Here is a 17,861-nt window from a genome sequence, read left to right on the forward strand (position 1 = left end):
GCCATATTTAGCGTATTTCCGCGTGACACATTTCACACTTATCCAACCATTCTCCGCCTATAAAACGCTCAACGACTGATTGTTTTATCACCACGGAGACGCCAATGACCTTTTCTGTGCAGGAAACGCTTTTTTCTTTACTGCGGCTAAACGGGATTTCAGGACATGAAAGCAGTATTGCAAACGTTATGCAGCACGCGTTTGAACAGCAGGCCAAAGACGTCTGGCGGGATCGCTTAGGCAATGTTGTCGCCCGTTATGGCAGCGACAAATCCGACGCGCTTCGCCTGATGATTTTTGCGCATATGGATGAAGTGGGGTTTATGGTACGCAAGATCGAACCCTCCGGCTTTTTACGTTTTGAACGCGTGGGCGGCCCGGCGCAAATTACTATGCCCGGTTCGATTGTGACGCTTGCCGGACGTTCAGGCGATATCATGGGCTGTATCGGTATTAAAGCATATCACTTCGCGAAGGGTGACGAGCGCACCCAGCCACCCGCGCTCGATAAACTCTGGATTGATATCGGCGCAAAAGATAAAGCGGATGCCGAACGAATGGGTATTCAGGTGGGGACGCCAGTAACCCTTTACAACCCGCCGCACTGTCTGGGCAACGATCTGGTATGCAGTAAGGCGCTGGATGACAGGCTGGGGTGTACGGCGCTACTGGGCGTCGCCGAGGCTCTCGCCTCCACACCGCTCGATATCGCGGTATTCCTGGTCGCGTCGGTACAGGAAGAGTTCAATATTCGCGGCATTATTCCCGTTTTACGACGCGTGCGCCCCGACCTGGCGATTGGTATTGATATCACCCCATCCTGCGACACGCCTGACCTGCAGGATTACTCAGATGTGCGGGTCAACCACGGCGTCGGCATCACCTGTCTGAACTATCACGGACGCGGTACGTTGGCGGGACTGATTACGCCGCCGCGTTTGCTGCGGATGCTGGAGACCACCGCGCACGAAAATAATATTCCCGTACAGCGAGAAGTCGCGCCAGGCGTCATCACCGAAACCGGCTACATTCAGGTTGAACTGGACGGTATTCCCTGCGCCAGCCTTTCTATTCCTTGCCGCTATACCCATTCGCCAGCCGAAGTCGCCAGCCTGCGCGACCTGACTGATTGTATCCGTTTACTGACTGCGCTGGCCAATATGTCGCCAGAACAGTTTCCCATTGAGCCTGAAACAGGCGCTACACAAGAGGCACGACCATGATGAAAAAGATCCTTGTGGCATGTGGTACCGGCATGTCGACATCAACCATGATTGCACAAAAACTGCAGGACTTTCTTGCGGAGCAAGGCATTGCGGCAACCACGGCGCAATGTTGTCTGAATGAGATCCCGTTGAACTGTAACGGTATGGATCTCATCGTAACGTCCATGCGTACGCACAGTGACTATGGCATCCCGACGCTCAACGGCGCCGCCCTGCTGACAGGCATCAACGACGACGCATTAAAACAAGAAATCAAGGCGCTGTTAACACAATAAAGGGGGCATTATGTTTGATTACATCCTGTCTCTCGGCGGCACCGTTTTTGTGCCCATCATTATGATTATCATCGGCTTAATCTTTCGTATTCCCTGGCTGCAGGCAGTGAAAGCCGGGGTGACGGTCGGCATCGGTTTTGTCGGCATGGGGTTAGTGATCGTCATGGCGATCGACAGTCTCAGTCCGCCGATTAAAGTGATGATTGAGCGTTTTGGCCTGACGCTGCATGTGTTTGACGTCGGCGCCGGGCCCGCATCCGGCGTCGGCTATGCGACGGCCATCGGCGCGATGATCATTCCCGTTATCTTTCTGCTCAACGTCGGTATGCTGGTGACTCGTCTGACCAAAACCATGAACGTTGATATTTATAACTACTGGCACTACGCCATTACCGGAACGGTCGTCCAGTTGATGACCGGCAGTCTGATTTATGGCGTACTGGGCGCGATTTGCCACGCCGCCTTGTCGTTGAAAATGGCCGACTGGACGGCGAAACGGGTACAGAACATTGTGGATCTGGAAGGGATTTCTATTCCGCAAGGGTATGGCTCCAGTTCCGTGCCGTTGTTCGTATTGCTGGATGCGATATACGAAAAAATACCGTTTATGAAAGGACGCAATATAGACGCTCAGGAGATCCAAAAACGGTATGGGATGGTCGGCGACCCGGTGATCATTGGCGTTGTTCTCGGGCTGATCTTCGGACTTGCCGCAGGCGAAGGCTTTAAAGGGTGCGCAACCTTAATGATTACCGTGGCGGCGATTATGGTGCTGTTTCCGCGCATGATTCGCCTTATCGTTGAGGGATTAATGCCCATTTCCGACGGCGCGCGTAAGTTCTTCCAGAAACACTTTAAAGGGCGCGAAGTCTTTATCGGTCTGGATACCGCAGTGACGTTAGGCCACCCGACCACCATCGCGGTTGGACTGCTGTTAATTCCCATCATGTTAATTCTGGCGAGCATACTGCCGGGCAATAAAGTCCTGCCGCTGGCTGATTTACCGGTTGCGCCGTTTTTTATCTGCATGGCCACGGTTATTCATCGCGGCGATCTGATTCGTACTCTGCTCAGCGGCATCATTGTCATGATTACCGTTCTGCTGATCGCCACCCAGTTCGCACCGTACTTTACCGATATGGCACTCAAAGGCGGCTTTAGCTTCGCCGCTGAAAACGCGCAAATTACCGCGCTGTCGGTGGGAAATATGTTTGGCTGGTCAATATCTGAATTGATGTCGCTGGGCATGATTGGCGTGGTTATTGTGGTCGGCATTGTCGCCAGCATCATACTTGTCTTACGTAAACGTGAACTACCGGAATAAGGAGCAACCCAGAATGAGTTGGCTAAAAGAGGTAATAGGAACAGAAAAAGCCGTTATCGCCATGTGCCATTTACGGGCGTTGCCGGGCGATCCCGGGTTCGATACCAGGAAAGGCATGAACTGGGTAATTGACCGCGCCCATGACGATTTAATGGCGCTACAAAATGGCGGCGTGGATGCGGTGATGTTCTCCAACGAATTTAGTCTGCCTTATTTAACGAAAGTCAGACCGGAAACGACCGCCGCGATGGCAAGAATCATCGGTCAGTTAATGAGTGAAATCCGCGTACCGTTTGGGGTAAACGTGTTGTGGGACCCTGTGGCCTCGTTTGATTTGGCGATGGCGACCGACGCAAAATTTATCCGCGAAATTTTCACCGGCGCTTACGCCAGCGATTTTGGCGTCTGGGATACGAATGTCGGCGAAACCATTCGCCATCAGCATCGCATCGGCGCAGGCCACGTGAAAACGCTGTTTAACATCGTGCCGGAAGCGGCGGTGTATCTGGGAAACCGCGATGTCTGTTCAATTGCGAAATCGACCGTATTTAACAATAACCCCGATGCCCTGTGCGTCTCGGGGCTGACGGCGGGCGCTCGCACGGATAGCGCCATACTGAAGCGGGTAAAAGAGACCGTCCCCGACACGGTCGTGCTGGCGAATACCGGGGTGTGTCTGGAAAACGTCGAGGAGCAGCTCTGCATTGCCGACGGATGCGTAACGGCAACCACGTTTAAAAAAGACGGCGTCTTCGCCAACTTTGTCGACCAGGCGCGCGTGGCGAAGTTTATGGAGAAAGTACGACATATCCGACAATAAAATGGGGATAAGCAAAACGCTTATCCCCTGCAGAGAGCGATAACTCTTCTGCCGATCTCCGTCGCCTTCGCCAAAAGACACGCCGGGGATCGGTTCCAGAGTAACCCGAACCGGCAAGGAGTCAACGATCGATGATTAATGATGTTAAGTGGGTTCAGGCGCAACGCCATGCCAGCGACTGGCGACACGCGCTGGATATCGCCGTTCGTCCGCTGATTACCTTCGGCGCGGCGGCCCCCTGCTACCTGGACGGTATTATTGAGAACACCCTTAAATGGGGGCCATATTATCTTATCGCGCCGGGGATTGCGCTGCCCCATGCCAGACCAGAGCAAGGCGCTAACCATAATCAAATCAGCGTCACTACGTTAGCAACGCCGGTCGCTTTCGGCAATGCGGATTGCGATCCCATCTGGCTGTTGCTTTGCGCCAGCGCCACGGATGCCGAAGCACATATTCGCACCATTCAACGCATCAGCCAGTGGCTCGACTCGCCGGAAAGCGTCGCGATGTTGCAAGATGCGCCAAATGATGCCGCGCTTTTCGCGCAATTAACCGCATTGCGCTGATGGAGGTTCCGATGATCCTGCACCCTTCACTGGCCTCCGCCGATCCGCTGCGCTATGCCGAGGCGTTGACCGCTTTACACGATGCGCCTCTCGGCTCGCTGCATCTGGATATCGAAGATACCAGTTTCATCAACAATATTACCTTCGGTATGAAAACCATTCAGGCAGTCGCACAACACACTCGCCATCCGCTCTCATTTCACCTGATGGTCTCATCACCGCAACGCTGGCTACCCTGGCTTGCAGCTATCCGCCCCGGCTGGATTTTCATTCATGCCGAAAGCGTGCAAAACCCCTCGGAGATTCTGGCGGATATTCGCGTTATCGGGGCGAAAGCAGGACTGGCGCTTAACCCGGCAACGCCGCTATTGCCTTATCGTTATCTGGCATTGCAACTGGATGCGCTGATGATCATGACCAGCGAACCCGACGGGCGCGGGCAGCAATTTATCGCCGCGATGTGTGAAAAAGTGAGCCAGAGCAGAGAGCATTTCCCTGCTGCGGAATGCTGGGCGGACGGCGGTATTACACTTCGCGCCGCACGGCTGCTTGCCGCCGCAGGCGCACAGCATCTGGTGATTGGCCGGGCGTTGTTCACGACGGCGAACTATGATGTGACGTTGTCACAATTCACCGCGCTATAAAGGAGCCATATGCTGATGAGCCAACAGCGCCCCGACCGTATCAAACAGATGTTGCATTACCTTTGGCAACACAGGCACCTCTCAACACAACAAGCTATTGAGCTTTTTGGCTATGCAGAGGCAACCGTGCGCCGGGATTTTCACTATATCGCCAGCCGTTATCCCGGAATGGTTCGCGGCCATGGTTGTATTGACTTCGACGACAGTACGGAAGATAAAGAATATGTTTTCGACGTTAAGCGAACGTTACAAAGTGAGGCGAAACGCGAAATCGCCGCCCTCGCCCGCACGTTCATCAAGGATGGAGACTGCTTTTTTCTCGACTCCGGCTCCACCTGTCTGGAACTGGCAAAATGTCTGGTCGACGCCAAAGTAAAAGTCATTTGCAATGACATCAAAATCGCTAATGAACTGGGTGGCTTCCCACACGTTGAGAGTTACATTATCGGCGGACTGATTCGCCCCGGTTACTTTTCGGTGGGCGAGAGTCTGGCGCTGGAGATGATTAACGCCTTTGCCGTTGAACGCGCCTTTATCTCCTGCGATGCGCTGTCGATTGAAACGGGCATCACCAACGCTACCATGTTTGAAGTGGGCGTTAAAACGCGCATTATTCAGCGCTCACGCGAGGTCATATTGATGGCCGATCACTCAAAGTTTGATACTGTAGAACCCCATGCGGTGGCGACGCTGTCCTGTATTACTACCATTCTTAGCGACAGTGCGCTCCCGTCTGCTATCGCCCGACGTTATCAGCAAGCGGGATGCCGTCTCATCATGTCAGACCCCTCATCAGGAGCGCGCTAATGGACATCAGGCAAATGAACAAAACCCATCTGGAGCTCTGGCGCGGATTGCGAAAACAGCTCTGGCCTGGTCACCCGGATGACGCCCATCTGGCGGACGGCGAAGAAATTCTGCAAGCCGATCATCTGGCATCATTTATTGCGATGGCAGACGGGGTGGCGATTGGCTTTGCGGATGCCTCAATCCGCCACGATTATGTCAATGGCTGTGACAGTTCGCCCGTGGTTTTCCTTGAAGGTATTTTTGTTCTCCCCTCATTCCGTCAACGCGGCGTAGCGAAACAATTGATTGCAGCGGTGCAACGATGGGGAACGAATAAAGGGTGTCGGGAAATGGCCTCTGATACCTCGCCGGAAAATACAATTTCCCAGAAAGTTCACCAGGCGTTAGGATTTGAGGAAACAGAGCGCGTCATTTTCTACCGAAAGCGTTGTTGAGGGAAATCATACAGGAAAAGGTCGGGTATAGTACCCGACCTTTATATTACTGGGGCAGATCTTTTTCAGTTAACAAGCGTGTCGTTTTCACTTGTTCAATATTTCTGGCGCCACCCAACATCATGTTAATTGTCAGCTCTTTGTTTAGCTGTTCAATCACTGATGCCACACCCTGAGCGCCGCCAAGATTAAGACCGTATAATACAGGCCGGCCAACCGCCACAATATCCGCCCCGCTGGCTAACGCTTTGAATACGTGCGAACCACGGCGTACTCCACTGTCAAAAATAACAGGCACTCGCTTGTTGACGACTTTTGCAATCGCAGGAAGCATATCGAATGAGGACGGCCCGCTGTCTAATTGACGGCCACCATGGTTAGAAACCCATATTCCTGCGGCCCCGGCCTGGATAGCAATTTCAGCATCCTCCGGCGACTGAATGCCTTTTACGATAACCGGCAGACCGGAAATACGATGTACATAGGCAATATCCTCCGGCGTAAAGGCTTGTTTAGCCTGCGCGTAAATTTCACTTATCCCTGCCCCTTTGCCGGTTTTTGAACCATCGTCATTTTTTCTGGCGAACATTTCCAGGTTTGCAAAGCCCAACGGGAACTGGAAGTTATTTTTAATATCTTCTTCCCGATAACCACCGACAGGCGAATCTACGGTCAGAATAATCGCTTTAGCGCCATGCTTTACCGCTTGTGCAAGAATAAATTCGTTAAATTGATTATTCTTACTCATATAAAGCTGGAAGAAGAACGGATTTTTCCCGGAAACGTTAGCCACCTCTTCGATGGTCTTGTTGCCATAAGTGCTCAACGAGAAAATCGAACCGACCTGCGCCATGCCTTTCGCCGTCGCCAACTCTCCGGAGGCGTGGGCCAGGCCCTGTGCTGCCATCGGTGCCTGGATTATAGGCGTTTTAAGCGGAATACCCAGTAGCTGCGTTGATAAATCGATCTCTTTTAACTCAATGCCCTGTAATACGCGCGGCATAATATATTTTTTGTCAAAGCTTTCGGTGTTGCTGCGAAGGTTATTCTCATCTTCGGCTCCACCGCGAATATAACCAAATGCCCCTTTCTCCATTCTGGCTTGAACGCGCGCTTCCAGAGAGGCTACGTTCGTCATTTTTATTGCTTTTTCGTCCGTGCTGGCTTTGTACTCTTCTGCATAAGCCAGGCCTGACGTTGCCAACATCGCCAGCGAGGCTACTACCCGAATGAGGTGATGAGTTTTCATCATTATTCCCTTTATTGCTTAACCGCTTCTGCCTGAATTTTTATATCGACAACTTTCGTCATCCCCATATCGACCAGATAATCTACACCCCACTGGGTGCGATCTATTTGCGTGACAAAATCACCACCGCAAACCTGCGCCTTGAATATCGGGCTCATATAACAGCCAAACTTGGTGGTGGTTAAGGTAACGGGCTTAGTTACTCCCTTCATTGTTAGCAAACCGTCAATAGAAACTGGTTTATTATCTTCAAAATGCCATTTTGTTGATTTAAATACTATTTTTGGATATTTTTCCGCATCCAGAATATCACTACTGCGGATATGGTTATCAAACGCATCCACCCCGGTATTTAAGGCGCTCACGGGAATCGTCACACGCATCTCTGCGACTTGCTTTTCCGGCTGATATTTCAGTTCGCCGCTAATAGTATAAAACCCGCCATGATTGGTTGAGGTCTGGAAATGATCGATATTAAATACCGCATTGGTATGCGTATTATCAAATTTATATACATCTGCATGAGCAGCACTTAATAAACCCAGAGACAGGACAGCACCAAGAAAACTCTTTTTCATTATATTCACTTTATATCTTAAATAAGGTGAAGCTATCTTAATGTTCCCTGTCCGTAGGATCGAGAGGGATAAACAGGAAGGACTGTTGCAAAAATAGAACGATGAAAAGGCCGCGTCACAAAAACAGCAGCTCACGAATGAGTTTATGCCAGGGCAATTTCCGCAACCTGTACCGCCTTTGTGGCGGTACAGAAGGCAAACTGACTAACGCATGATACGATCGTCGACATAACGGCGCTTATCCGGCGCGGGCGGGAAATACTGATACAGCCAGGTTTCGCTGATAGCCTCCCCCTGGCAGCGCAGGAACATTCGCATATCCACCGGTGCCGTAGAATCCGAGGTCGGATACCAGTCAAACTGGATACGATAACCGTCGAAAGGCTCTACGTAGAGGATCTCAATCTGCTTCGCCTCGCCACTGGAGAGTGTAATTACCGGCTCAATGCCTTTTGGCGCGGCCGCTTTCAGATCGCCGCCGACAAAATCAATAGCAAAACGGCGCGCCCATTTATCCGGGTAATGTTCGCCCGGCGCCCAACCTTCGGGAAATCCGCCCATCCCTGTACGGGTCGCCATGACCCGCGCAAGCGGCGATCGTACCGGCGGCTGCGCGCTCCAGTACAAACGATAATTGAATGCCAGCGTATCCCCGGCTTTGATCGCTTTTTCCGGCTGCCAGAAACAGACCACATTATCCAGAGTTTCACCAGTGGTTGGGATCTCCATCAGGCTAACTGCACCTTTCCCCCACTTACTGCGCGGCTCCACCCACAGGCTCGGACGTTTGTTGTACCAGCCCATCACATCCTGATAATGCGAGAAATCGCGATCGAGTTGCAGCAGGCCGAACCCTTTTGGGTTATCGTCCATATATGCATTGAACTGCAATTTCTGCGGATTATTCAGCGGGCGGCAAATCCACTCGCCGTTACCCCGCCACATCGCCAGCCGATCGGAATCGTGAATTTGCGGATGAATGGTGTCGCATACCCGGCGTTCATTATTCCCACAGCTAAACATACTGGTCATCGGCGCAATGCCAAGTTGCTTAATATCTTTACGGGCGTAGAGATGGTTTTCTACATCCATGATCACCTGCGATTTTTCGCAATGGATCACAAACTTATATGCGCCCGTCACGCTGGCGCTGTCCAGCAGAGCGTAAACGGTAAACGTAGTATCGCCCGGCTTCGCGGTGTCAAACCAGAATGCGGTGAAGTCAGGGAACTCTTCCTGACCGTCAGTATAGGTATCTATCGCCAGCCCGCGAGCCGACAGGCCATACTGATAAGTATCATCTACCGCCCGGAAATAACTGGCGCCCAGGAAGGAGACGACATCGCGCCGCGCCAGTTCCGGCGCTTTAAAGACACGGAAACCGGCGAAACCGAGATCGCTCTGCCCTTCCAGTTGCGTCGTGTCGACGCCGGCATCGTTGTATTTAAACAGTTCCGGGCGAAAATGAATCTCGCGAGCAAGATGCGTCGTCGTATCAACGGAAAACATGCGTACGCGACGACGAAAGCCCATCCCTACGTGGAAAAACTGAATATCGAGCTGCCGGTTGGCAACACCGTTCCAGAGTGAATGCGCCGCGTCATACTGAATGCTGTTATAGGCCTGCGGCGTCAGATTGGCGAGCGTATCCGGCAAGGGTCCCGGCGCGCCACCCCAGGGCTTTTTCGCTAACGCCTGGGCCATTGATTGCAGACCAGCAAAATCAAAACGGACAATTTTACCATCCGCAATATCGGATTCCGCGGCAAACGCCGCCTGAGAAAAGAGTGAAGCAATACCGCTGGAACCGCACACGGCGGCCATTGCCATTGAACCTTTAATAAATCGTCTACGATTCATACCTGAAAATGAGTCCTTCTGGTCTTGTGAATGGTCCCGCGCTGGTTTTTTCAGCAGCAAGAATGTGCCCGTTTCTGACCGCTCACTCTAGACAAAATTCATTAATAATCCAATTGTTGGTCGCCTGGAAACTGTGCAAAAGCGTAAATATTTTATGTCGATAAGAACCGACCTAATCGGATGTAAACCTCACGCAGCATTCTTCAGGTTATGAAAAGTTTATTCCAGACTAACGTGATGTTTCATGACTCGTTTAAACAGCGCCAGACGCGCACGCATAAAGCGGTTTTCCACTTTAAAACCGGCAAGTTTGTTCAGCCCAATCCGCAACAGACGATCTCGCCCCCGAATGCTGGCGGGCCAGCGAACCGGGCCGTGCAGCACGTCGCGCGTGCGGCTGGCATGACGAGCGAAATTCACCCAGTAATCCGCAACCTGCGAGGCAAAGGCCAGGTCATTCTCATTCACATAATGGCATGTGGGCTCAGCCCGCGTTAACGTATCGAATACATACGGTATTTCATTGCCATGACAGGCACCATTCGCGTAGGTGTTATGCTCCGCTTCGGCGACATAATCAAACCAGTAACGCCAGCACGGTTCGCCGATCCGCTGCTGCGCTTGCATGACGACATAACCCAACGTGGTAAATACCATATCCCGACAGACCTGCCGCCCTAGCGCTTCGTCGCCTTTCACTCCAGGATAAAGCAGCCGGATTAACCCCAGGCCAACACGCCGCTCACGGCGCATTTTTTGAATTTGACCGGCAATATCGACGCCAAAAACTGCCAATACGCTGGCTTCATCGCTATTCGAGCCGATCATCACCGGTATCGGATGCTGTTTCGCCGCAAAGAAGGTTTCCAGCATCGGATGCGGCAGCACGACGTCGCCGGAAATCGGCGTCGGCGCAATTTTAAAAGGCGCGTCCAGCGGCCAAAACGTCTCTGCCGGTAAAGCGCGTAGCTGTTCGGCAGTGGCATGGGCTAAGCCAAGATGTTCTGCCAGCGCAACGCCTTTTTTTAGCGCCACCTCGCGGGGCGTATCCGGCAGCGTATAACCACTCTGAATAATCGCTTTATGAAAAAGCCCCTTCGCCAACGGCGAAGCCATCAACGACAGCACGCTGCGGGCGCCGGCGGATTCGCCAAATAACGTCACATTCTGCGTATCGCCGCCAAATGCGGCAATATTGTCCTGCACCCAACGCAGCGCAGCGATTTGATCGAGTAAAGCGAAATTATGAATACACTCCGCCTCTTCGCCTTCCAGCGCCGGATGCGCGAAAAAGCCCAGATGGCCAAGCCGATAATTGACCGTCACCACGATCGCGCCGCGCTTCGCCAGCGCTTGACCGTCATAGGGCGGCAAACTTCCCGCGCCAATAGTGTAACCGCCGCCGTGTAGCCAGACCATGACCGGCAACGGTTCATGACGTACGGCGGGAGCCCAGACGTTCAGGTAGAGACAGTCTTCGGAAAAATTTCCCGGATCGCCGCCGCCGAGTTCGCGACACCAGGTAATATCCTGCCAACTGGCGCAGGAGAAACAATCCGCCTGGCGCACATCCTGCCAGGGCGTAACAGGCTGCGGCGCACGCCAGCGTAGCTCCCCTGTTGGCGGCGCGGCATAAGGTATACCGCGCCAGATATGGATTTCTTCCTGTACGACGCCCACGATTTTACCGTGACGCGTCGCCACCAGCGGGATGGAGGGATTCAACATAACGCCTTCCTTTTACAGTATCCTCACAGCCTGTGAAGCTTACCGCTTTTAAAGCAGACCGCAACGGCGTTTACTGCGTTCTTCCGCTTCCTGATATAACGAAAATTCATCCCGTACAGCACATCCCAGCGCCTGTTCAAAGGCGTCGCGGCTGGCATTGCCGTGGCTTCTGGCCAGCGTTTCATTTCCCAAATTCGACTGAAAAATGCCGGCTGCGCTGACCGGAAGAAAATCTTCATAGGTAATCGGCTGCGCGATCACCCAACCGCGCTCAATAAGCGGCTGCGGATCGTCGCCAGGATGGATCGCCTGACGATGCGCCTCGCCGGATGGCGTTAAGCGATAGCGGAACCAGGCAAGCCCCTGCTGGCGAAGCAGAAATTCGCTATCCGGAAAGGCGTTAAAGACCTCCCGCAAATGGAGTTGATGCGTGAAGTTATCCTTACCCGTTCCCGCCTTGTGCAACAGTTCGTCATATAATCGACGACCTTTTGGCGTCAGCGCGACGCCACGTTGCTCAATTTCGCCGAAGCGCGCCGTGTGCGTACCCTGCTTTTCATCAACGAAGAGCACCTGCTCTTCCAGGGCTTTGAAACTGGTTTGCCGCAACAGAATAGGCACTTCGCGGCGAGGCGGACCTTCGATAAGAGTTTTAGGCGTAATGCCGCACTCCGGCATCATGGCCTGTACCCGGTCGATATCCAGAGTACGCGGCGTCAGATGGTTAATGTGACATCCCGGGAAACAGACCACGTCGGCAATTAAACGATGCTCACGATGCAGGCTGCGGTACGTTTCTTCATCAACGGTAGCCTGACGATGCCAGCGAAAAGTCTCCAGCGTTTCACGGACGAACTCTTCGGCCTGAGCAGCACTAAAACCGCCCTGCTCGTCGTACTCATCCAGCAATTGTCGGCAGCGCGATGTAAAAATATCCCGCTGCGATAAGATTTCCGCCGCCCGCTGGCGTAATGCCGCGTTTTCAATGAGCTCCAGGCGTAATAACGAAGTGAACATGCGAAAGGGATTACGCGAGAGCGAAGCCTCGTCAATGGGACGAAATGCCGTGGAGTGCACAGGCACGCCCGCCTGAGAGAGATCGTAATAACTTACTGGGTACATCCCCATGATGGCGAATATCCGACGCAAGGTAGAAAGTTCTTCTGCGGTGCCAACACGAATGGCGCCATGTCGTTCCACGTTCAATCGCGCCAGTTCATCGGCATTAGCCAACTGCTCATGCAGTTTGGGATTATTTTCCAGCACCGCCAGATTCACGTCAGCCACAAGTTCCAGTAACGTACCGTATTGCGGAACTTCCTGCTGGTACATTGCCGACATTGCCTGCGAAAAGTGTTCCCGAATCTCATCTGCCGTGATGGTGTTCGCCATAATGTCATGCCTCCAGTGAATGTTACCTGGAGTGTAGAAAACCTCATCCATTCCGGGGAGAAGAATTTATAAAGTGTGATCCGGTCTGAATTCATTATGCAGAACGGATTGACATGAGCTGGCATATCCCCGACCAGATCGCGGCTTAACACGCTTAACGGCAGTTGAATCATCAGTAAAATAAAACAGTTGTAACTTGAAATGGTAAAATGTTAATAATATTTTGCTATCAGGTTATCAAAAACAAACAACTTTACTTGTCACCCGCACGGCTCTGTTTTTAACATCGCTTATGGAAAAAAATGGTCTGTTTAGTCAGCGCATTCGGTTGCGCCACCTTCATACATTTGTCGCCGTTGCGCAACAGGGAACTCTGGGGCGCGCGGCTGAAACCCTTAACCTGAGCCAGCCAGCGCTTTCTAAAACGCTGAACGAACTGGAACAACTCACCGGAACCCGTCTGTTTGAACGCGGGCGACTGGGCGCGCAATTAACGGTTCCTGGCGAACAATTTTTGACTCATGCGGTAAAAGTATTAGATGCATTGAATACCGCCGGGCAGGCGCTGAATCGCAAAGAGGACGCCAGCGCCGATGTGGTGCGTGTTGGCGCGCTCCCCACCGCTGCGCTGGGTATACTCCCGGCGGCTATTGGGCGGTTCCATCAACAGCAAAAATCGACCTCGTTACAGGTCGCGACCATGAACAATACGATGTTGCTTGCAGGTCTGAAATCAGGCGAGATCGATCTGGGTATTGGCCGCATGTCAGACCCGGAATTAATGGGCGGTTTAAATTACGAATTGCTGTTTTTAGAATCGCTTAAATTAGTGGTACGCCCCGGTCATCCCCTGTTACAGGAGACGATCACGCTCAGTCGGGTTATGGAGTGGCCGGTAGTCGTCTCGCCAAAAGGCACGGTACCGCGCCAGAATGCGGAAGCCCTGTTGCAAAGCCAGGGGTGTAAAATGCCTGCCGGATGTATCGAAACGCTATCCGCATCGTTATCACGACAACTGACCGTAGATTACGATTACGTCTGGTTCGTCCCCTCTGGCGCGGTTAAAGAAGATCTTCGCCAGGCGACGCTGGTCTCATTACCCGTGCCGACCCAGAGCGCAGGCGAACCGATAGGTATTCTTACGCGAGTTGATATCCCGCTCTCAACCGGGGCGCAAATGCTGATTGCGGCGATCCGTAAATCGATGCCGCTGTGATAGCGGCTGTCGGACATTAAACGCGCCCGCGGCTAAAATAGCCCGCTGGCGCGACGCTTATTAAAGGAAGGATGATCGCATTGTCGCGCCAGTATCCTGTAAATGAAACGCATCAACGGCTTGCGTCAAGCGGGCGGCCTGTTCTTCAAGCGAAGCCGCCGCCGCGGACGCCTCTTCGACCAGCGACGCGTTTTGTTGCGTAACCTTGTCCATCTCAGAAATCGCCTGACTGACCTGAACAATACCGCGACTTTGCTCATCAGAGGCTGCCGCGATGTCGAGCATAATATCGGTGACGCGTTTGACGGCATCCACAATCTCATTCATGGTGCTCCCCGCAGCGATAACCTCTTCAGAGCCTTGTTCAATCAGGCTGACCGATGCGCCGATCAAGCCTTCAATCTCTTTTGCCGCCTGCGCGCTGCGACTGGCGAGGGTACGAACCTCACTGGCGACCACCGCAAAACCGCGTCCTTGTTCCCCGGCGCGTGCCGCCTCGACCGCCGCGTTCAGCGCCAGGATGTTGGTCTGGAAAGCGATACTGTTAATGACGGCGGTAATTTCCGAGATTTTTTTCGAGCTGGTGGAAATATTCCCCATCGTTTGTACGACCCCGGAAACCATCTGGCCTCCGCGGCTGGCTTTACCGGAAGCATCTTCCGCCAGTTTGCTGGCGTGATGCGCATTATCCGCATTCTGCTTAACGGTTGCCGTCAACTGTTCCATACTGGCTGCGGTCTGTTCAATGGCGGCAGCCTGCTGTTCAGTACGAGAAGATAAATCCGTATTACCAGCAGTAATTTCGCTGGTGCCTCGATAAATTTCCTCCGCCCCCTGACGTACCGCCCCTACCGTTTGTTGCAACGCATGCTGCATCTGCTGAAGATGATGACTCAGGCGACCAATTTCACTGCGTCCTGTGGGTTCGTCAGCCATGGTCAGATCGCCCGCCGCAATGCGTTCGATACGTGACGCAGACTGCTGCAAGGGTTGTATCACCGTGCGACGCAGCGCCATGAAGGTCATTAACGTCAATACCAGCGCCAACGTAAATGCGCCAATCATAAACATCATACCGAGCCGGGTACGTTGGTAAGCCTGCTCGCTAAGTAGTCTCGCCCGCTCGGTGCGCAGTTCAATCGCTTTCAACAGGACATGGTTATATGCGGCATCCAGTTGTTTTGCCTGCTCGTTTTCATGATTAATGATCGCTTCGAACATGCCATTTTTGGCAAATTTCAGCATCGGTTGCAGGCCGTTGATATAGGCGGTGTAGCGGGCGTTTAACTCGTTATCCAGCGCGTCATCGGCAGGTGTTTTCACCGCTCTGGACATATAAGCGTTAAAGCCGTCCTGAGACTGCTTGATCCGCGTTTCCGCAGCGGCAATATTGGCTTTCATTTCATCCGTTTCAGCAATCCGGCTCGCCGCGCCAGCGTGGATCATATTGATACGTGCGGTACGTAAGTGGTTAGCGCTGTTGGATAATCCCATCCGTACCTGAATCTCGTCCGTGACATCACGCTGATCGCGATCGGCCTGTAACAGAAAATAGCCTGCCAGCCCGGCGCTCAAAGCAAAAAGAAGAAGGATGCCACCGAGAATGGAGGAAAACAGCGGAACCAGCCGAATATGATGCAGGAAGCTCAGTTTATGCGAGGCTTGCATCGAGAATGTGTTGCCCATGACCGTCGACTCTCTTGTAGGTTTTATGCGTAAAACACGCCCGTTAGATAGTCATCGGCACTTCGTGACGTTTGCTTACCGCGAAAAGCATCGCCTTCGTCACATTTTCACAACATTCATTCCAGAAAATTCAGAAAAGCGCCAGCGGAAAATCCGCTGGCGGATGAATCAGTTATCACCAAAGTGGATAACAGTACGGATGGATTTACCCTGATGCATCAGTTCAAAGGCATCGTTAATCTGCTCCAGCGGCAGGCGGTGAGTAATAAAAGGATCTAAACGGATTTTACCGTTCATCGCATCTTCTACCATCCCTGGCAGCTGCGTGCGCCCTTTCACGCCGCCAAAAGCGGAGCCACGCCAGACGCGACCGGTCACTAGCTGGAAGGGACGGGTTTTGATTTCCTGCCCTGCCCCCGCTACGCCAATAATAATGCTTTCGCCCCAGCCTTTATGACAACATTCCAGCGCTGCTCGCATCACGTTAACGTTGCCGATACATTCAAAACTGAAATCTACGCCGCCATCAGTAAGCTCAACAATAACGTCCTGGATCGGTTTGTCGTAATCATTCGGATTAATAAAGTCCGTGGCCCCCATTTCGCCCGCCAGCGTAAATTTTTCCGGATTGGTGTCGACAGCTAAAATACGCCCGGCTTTAGCCTGAACCGCGCCCTGAATAACCGCCAGCCCAATACCGCCTAAACCAAAAACGGCAACGGTGTCGCCCGCTTTCACTTTAGCGGTGTTATGGACGGCGCCTATACCCGTCGTCACGCCGCAGCCCAACAGACACACTTTATCCAGCGGCGCCTGCGGGTTCACTTTCGCCAGAGAAATTTCCGCGCAAACGGTATATTCGCTGAACGTGCTGGTTCCCATATAGTGATAAACGGGTTCGCCGTTATAAGAAAAGCGAGTAGTGCCATCCGGCATCAGCCCTTTTCCCTGAGTGGCGCGTACGGCCTGACAAAGGTTAGTTTTACCGGACTTACAGAACTTACACTCGCCGCATTCCGCCGTATACAGTGGAATAACATGGTCGCCGGGTTTCAGGCTGGTGACCCCCTCGCCGACCTCAACTACCACGCCGCCGCCTTCGTGCCCCAGGACTGCCGGGAATACGCCTTCCGGATCATCGCCGGAAAGAGTAAATGCATCGGTATGGCAAACGCCGGTATGGGTGATTTTGACCAGAACTTCGCCTTTTTTCGGCGGCGCAACGTCAATCTCGACAATTTTTAGCGGCTGACCGGGACCAAAAGCAACTGCTGCACGTGATTTCATATATCTCTTCCTGTTACGGTGAGGGAAATTGTTATTTTAGATAAGCGCGAAGAAGATGGCCGATTTCCGCCATCCGAACCGCGCGCTGATCTGGCGTAGTTTCCCCGCTGACCAGCTCATCTTTCAGATGGATTTCAACCATTTCACTCATCAGGCCATTAGACGCGCCGCGCACGGCGGCAATCTGTTGCAGAATCGCCAGACAAGGTTCGCCAGACTCAAGCGCCCGCTCCAGCGCTTCAACCTGCCCGCGTATGCGACGAACACGGGTAAGGATACGTTTTTTATCTTCAGGTGAATGCGGCATTCGACCTCCATATACTATAGGGGGGTATACTATCAGAATTTTTACGTAATTGTAAAATTAAACACACTATAAAAATCAACCTCTTATAACTTGTCGGCATAGGCCATCAAGAATCAGTTCACATTCAGCATATTCAGCTTACGGGAACTTTTTCTGGCCACAGACAATAAACGCCAAAGCTTCCTTTCTAAGCTGCAATGTTCTGCCCGACTGGGGCACAGAGGTAATGCCGTGTGAATCCAGTCCCATTACCCGGAAGTAAATATTTGCTCAATAGTTTTTACTTACTCACCAGGTGGTAATGAATAAAGGTTATGATATGCAGATGTCAGTCTTGTAAGAACGTAACATCACAACTGCGATACACCGCCGACGGGTAGCAAAAATATCTCAACCCTGTGTCTTTCCAGGCTTAGTCAATGTGGACAAAAAATCAAATGAGCGTTATTTGAAAGA

General features: G+C 52.5%; 17 protein-coding genes. 9 read left to right on the forward strand and 8 right to left on the reverse strand.

From position 1 onward, the window contains the following. The first annotated feature begins 104 nt into the window (after positions 1-104). The 8 genes from NBA72_RS02460 (at position 105) to aac(6') (ending at position 6,102) form a co-directional block, all read left to right on the forward strand. On the forward strand, positions 105-1,223 hold the full coding sequence (locus NBA72_RS02460) for a M42 family metallopeptidase (RefSeq protein WP_000144624.1): 1,119 nt from the start codon (positions 105-107) through the stop codon (positions 1,221-1,223). Next, the gene (sgcB, locus tag NBA72_RS02465) at positions 1,220-1,501 is read left to right on the forward strand and encodes a PTS sugar transporter subunit IIB SgcB (protein ID WP_000976132.1); all 282 of its coding nucleotides are present in this window, start codon (positions 1,220-1,222) and stop codon (positions 1,499-1,501) included. The genes NBA72_RS02460 and sgcB overlap by 4 nt, the downstream gene beginning before the upstream one ends. A 10-nt stretch (positions 1,502-1,511) precedes the next feature. Continuing rightward, positions 1,512-2,825 (forward strand): PTS sugar transporter subunit IIC SgcC, encoded by a 1,314-nt coding sequence (sgcC, locus tag NBA72_RS02470; RefSeq protein WP_042947224.1) that lies wholly within the window; start codon positions 1,512-1,514, stop codon positions 2,823-2,825. A gap of 13 nt (positions 2,826-2,838) precedes the next feature. Next, a complete protein-coding gene (gene sgcQ / locus NBA72_RS02475) occupies positions 2,839-3,645 on the forward strand; it encodes a BtpA family protein SgcQ (RefSeq protein ID WP_000118615.1) in 807 nt (268 codons plus the stop codon). Positions 3,646-3,776: 131 nt separating this feature from the next. Beyond that, on the forward strand, positions 3,777-4,214 hold the full coding sequence (gene sgcA, locus NBA72_RS02480) for an SgcA family PTS sugar transporter subunit IIA (protein WP_000606454.1): 438 nt from the start codon (positions 3,777-3,779) through the stop codon (positions 4,212-4,214). Positions 4,215-4,225: 11 nt separating this feature from the next. Then, a complete protein-coding gene (locus NBA72_RS02485) occupies positions 4,226-4,858 on the forward strand; it encodes a ribulose-phosphate 3 epimerase family protein (protein ID WP_042947220.1) in 633 nt (210 codons plus the stop codon). A gap of 15 nt (positions 4,859-4,873) precedes the next feature. Next, complete coding sequence (locus NBA72_RS02490) at positions 4,874-5,665, forward strand: DeoR/GlpR family DNA-binding transcription regulator (protein WP_001670738.1); 792 nt, start codon at positions 4,874-4,876, stop codon at positions 5,663-5,665. Next, entirely contained in the window at positions 5,665-6,102 is a 438-nt protein-coding gene (gene aac(6'), locus NBA72_RS02495) for a cryptic aminoglycoside N-acetyltransferase AAC(6')-Iy/Iaa (RefSeq protein ID WP_023243923.1), read from the forward strand. The genes NBA72_RS02490 and aac(6') overlap by 1 nt, the downstream gene beginning before the upstream one ends. Before the next feature lie 46 nt (positions 6,103-6,148). Here the strand turns inward: aac(6') and NBA72_RS02500 are convergent, their stop codons facing one another. The 5 genes from NBA72_RS02500 to hglS form a co-directional block, all read right to left on the reverse strand. After that, the gene (locus NBA72_RS02500) at positions 6,149-7,351 is read right to left on the reverse strand and encodes a lactate oxidase (RefSeq protein ID WP_000848084.1); all 1,203 of its coding nucleotides are present in this window, start codon (positions 7,349-7,351) and stop codon (positions 6,149-6,151) included. A gap of 11 nt (positions 7,352-7,362) precedes the next feature. After that, on the reverse strand, positions 7,363-7,938 hold the full coding sequence (locus tag NBA72_RS02505) for a YceI family protein (protein WP_001024325.1): 576 nt from the start codon (positions 7,936-7,938) through the stop codon (positions 7,363-7,365). 195 nt (positions 7,939-8,133) lie between these two features. Further along, a complete protein-coding gene (locus NBA72_RS02510) occupies positions 8,134-9,789 on the reverse strand; it encodes a glucan biosynthesis protein D (RefSeq protein WP_001081948.1) in 1,656 nt (551 codons plus the stop codon). Between the two features lie 219 nt (positions 9,790-10,008). Beyond that, positions 10,009-11,517 (reverse strand): carboxylesterase/lipase family protein, encoded by a 1,509-nt coding sequence (locus tag NBA72_RS02515; RefSeq protein WP_000933978.1) that lies wholly within the window; start codon positions 11,515-11,517, stop codon positions 10,009-10,011. Between the two features lie 48 nt (positions 11,518-11,565). Then, positions 11,566-12,909, reverse strand: a complete 1,344-nt coding sequence (gene hglS / locus NBA72_RS02520; protein ID WP_000024100.1) for a 2-oxoadipate dioxygenase/decarboxylase HglS — start codon at positions 12,907-12,909, stop codon at positions 11,566-11,568. 292 nt (positions 12,910-13,201) lie between these two features. Here hglS and NBA72_RS02525 point away from each other — a divergent pair, with 292 nt between their 5' ends. Continuing rightward, on the forward strand, positions 13,202-14,125 hold the full coding sequence (locus tag NBA72_RS02525; RefSeq protein WP_000414259.1) for a LysR substrate-binding domain-containing protein: 924 nt from the start codon (positions 13,202-13,204) through the stop codon (positions 14,123-14,125). Between the two features lie 60 nt (positions 14,126-14,185). On the opposite strand, the gene NBA72_RS02530 is transcribed toward NBA72_RS02525, so the two are convergent. The 3 genes from NBA72_RS02530 to NBA72_RS02540 form a co-directional block, all read right to left on the reverse strand. Further along, positions 14,186-15,811 (reverse strand): methyl-accepting chemotaxis protein, encoded by a 1,626-nt coding sequence (locus NBA72_RS02530; RefSeq protein WP_042947215.1) that lies wholly within the window; start codon positions 15,809-15,811, stop codon positions 14,186-14,188. A gap of 168 nt (positions 15,812-15,979) precedes the next feature. After that, positions 15,980-17,098: an S-(hydroxymethyl)glutathione dehydrogenase/class III alcohol dehydrogenase gene (locus NBA72_RS02535; RefSeq protein ID WP_000842141.1), complete on the reverse strand. Its 1,119-nt coding sequence runs from the start codon at positions 17,096-17,098 to the stop codon at positions 15,980-15,982. Between the two features lie 31 nt (positions 17,099-17,129). Then, positions 17,130-17,405 carry a metal/formaldehyde-sensitive transcriptional repressor gene (locus NBA72_RS02540; RefSeq protein WP_001120770.1) on the reverse strand — a complete coding sequence of 92 codons (276 nt, stop codon included), beginning with the start codon at positions 17,403-17,405 and terminating at the stop codon, positions 17,130-17,132. Positions 17,406-17,861: the final 456 nt, after the last annotated feature.

The sequence above is a fragment of the Salmonella sp. NW1250 genome (genome assembly GCF_051812965.1).
GTDB classification, from domain to species: domain Bacteria; phylum Pseudomonadota; class Gammaproteobacteria; order Enterobacterales; family Enterobacteriaceae; genus Salmonella; species Salmonella enterica.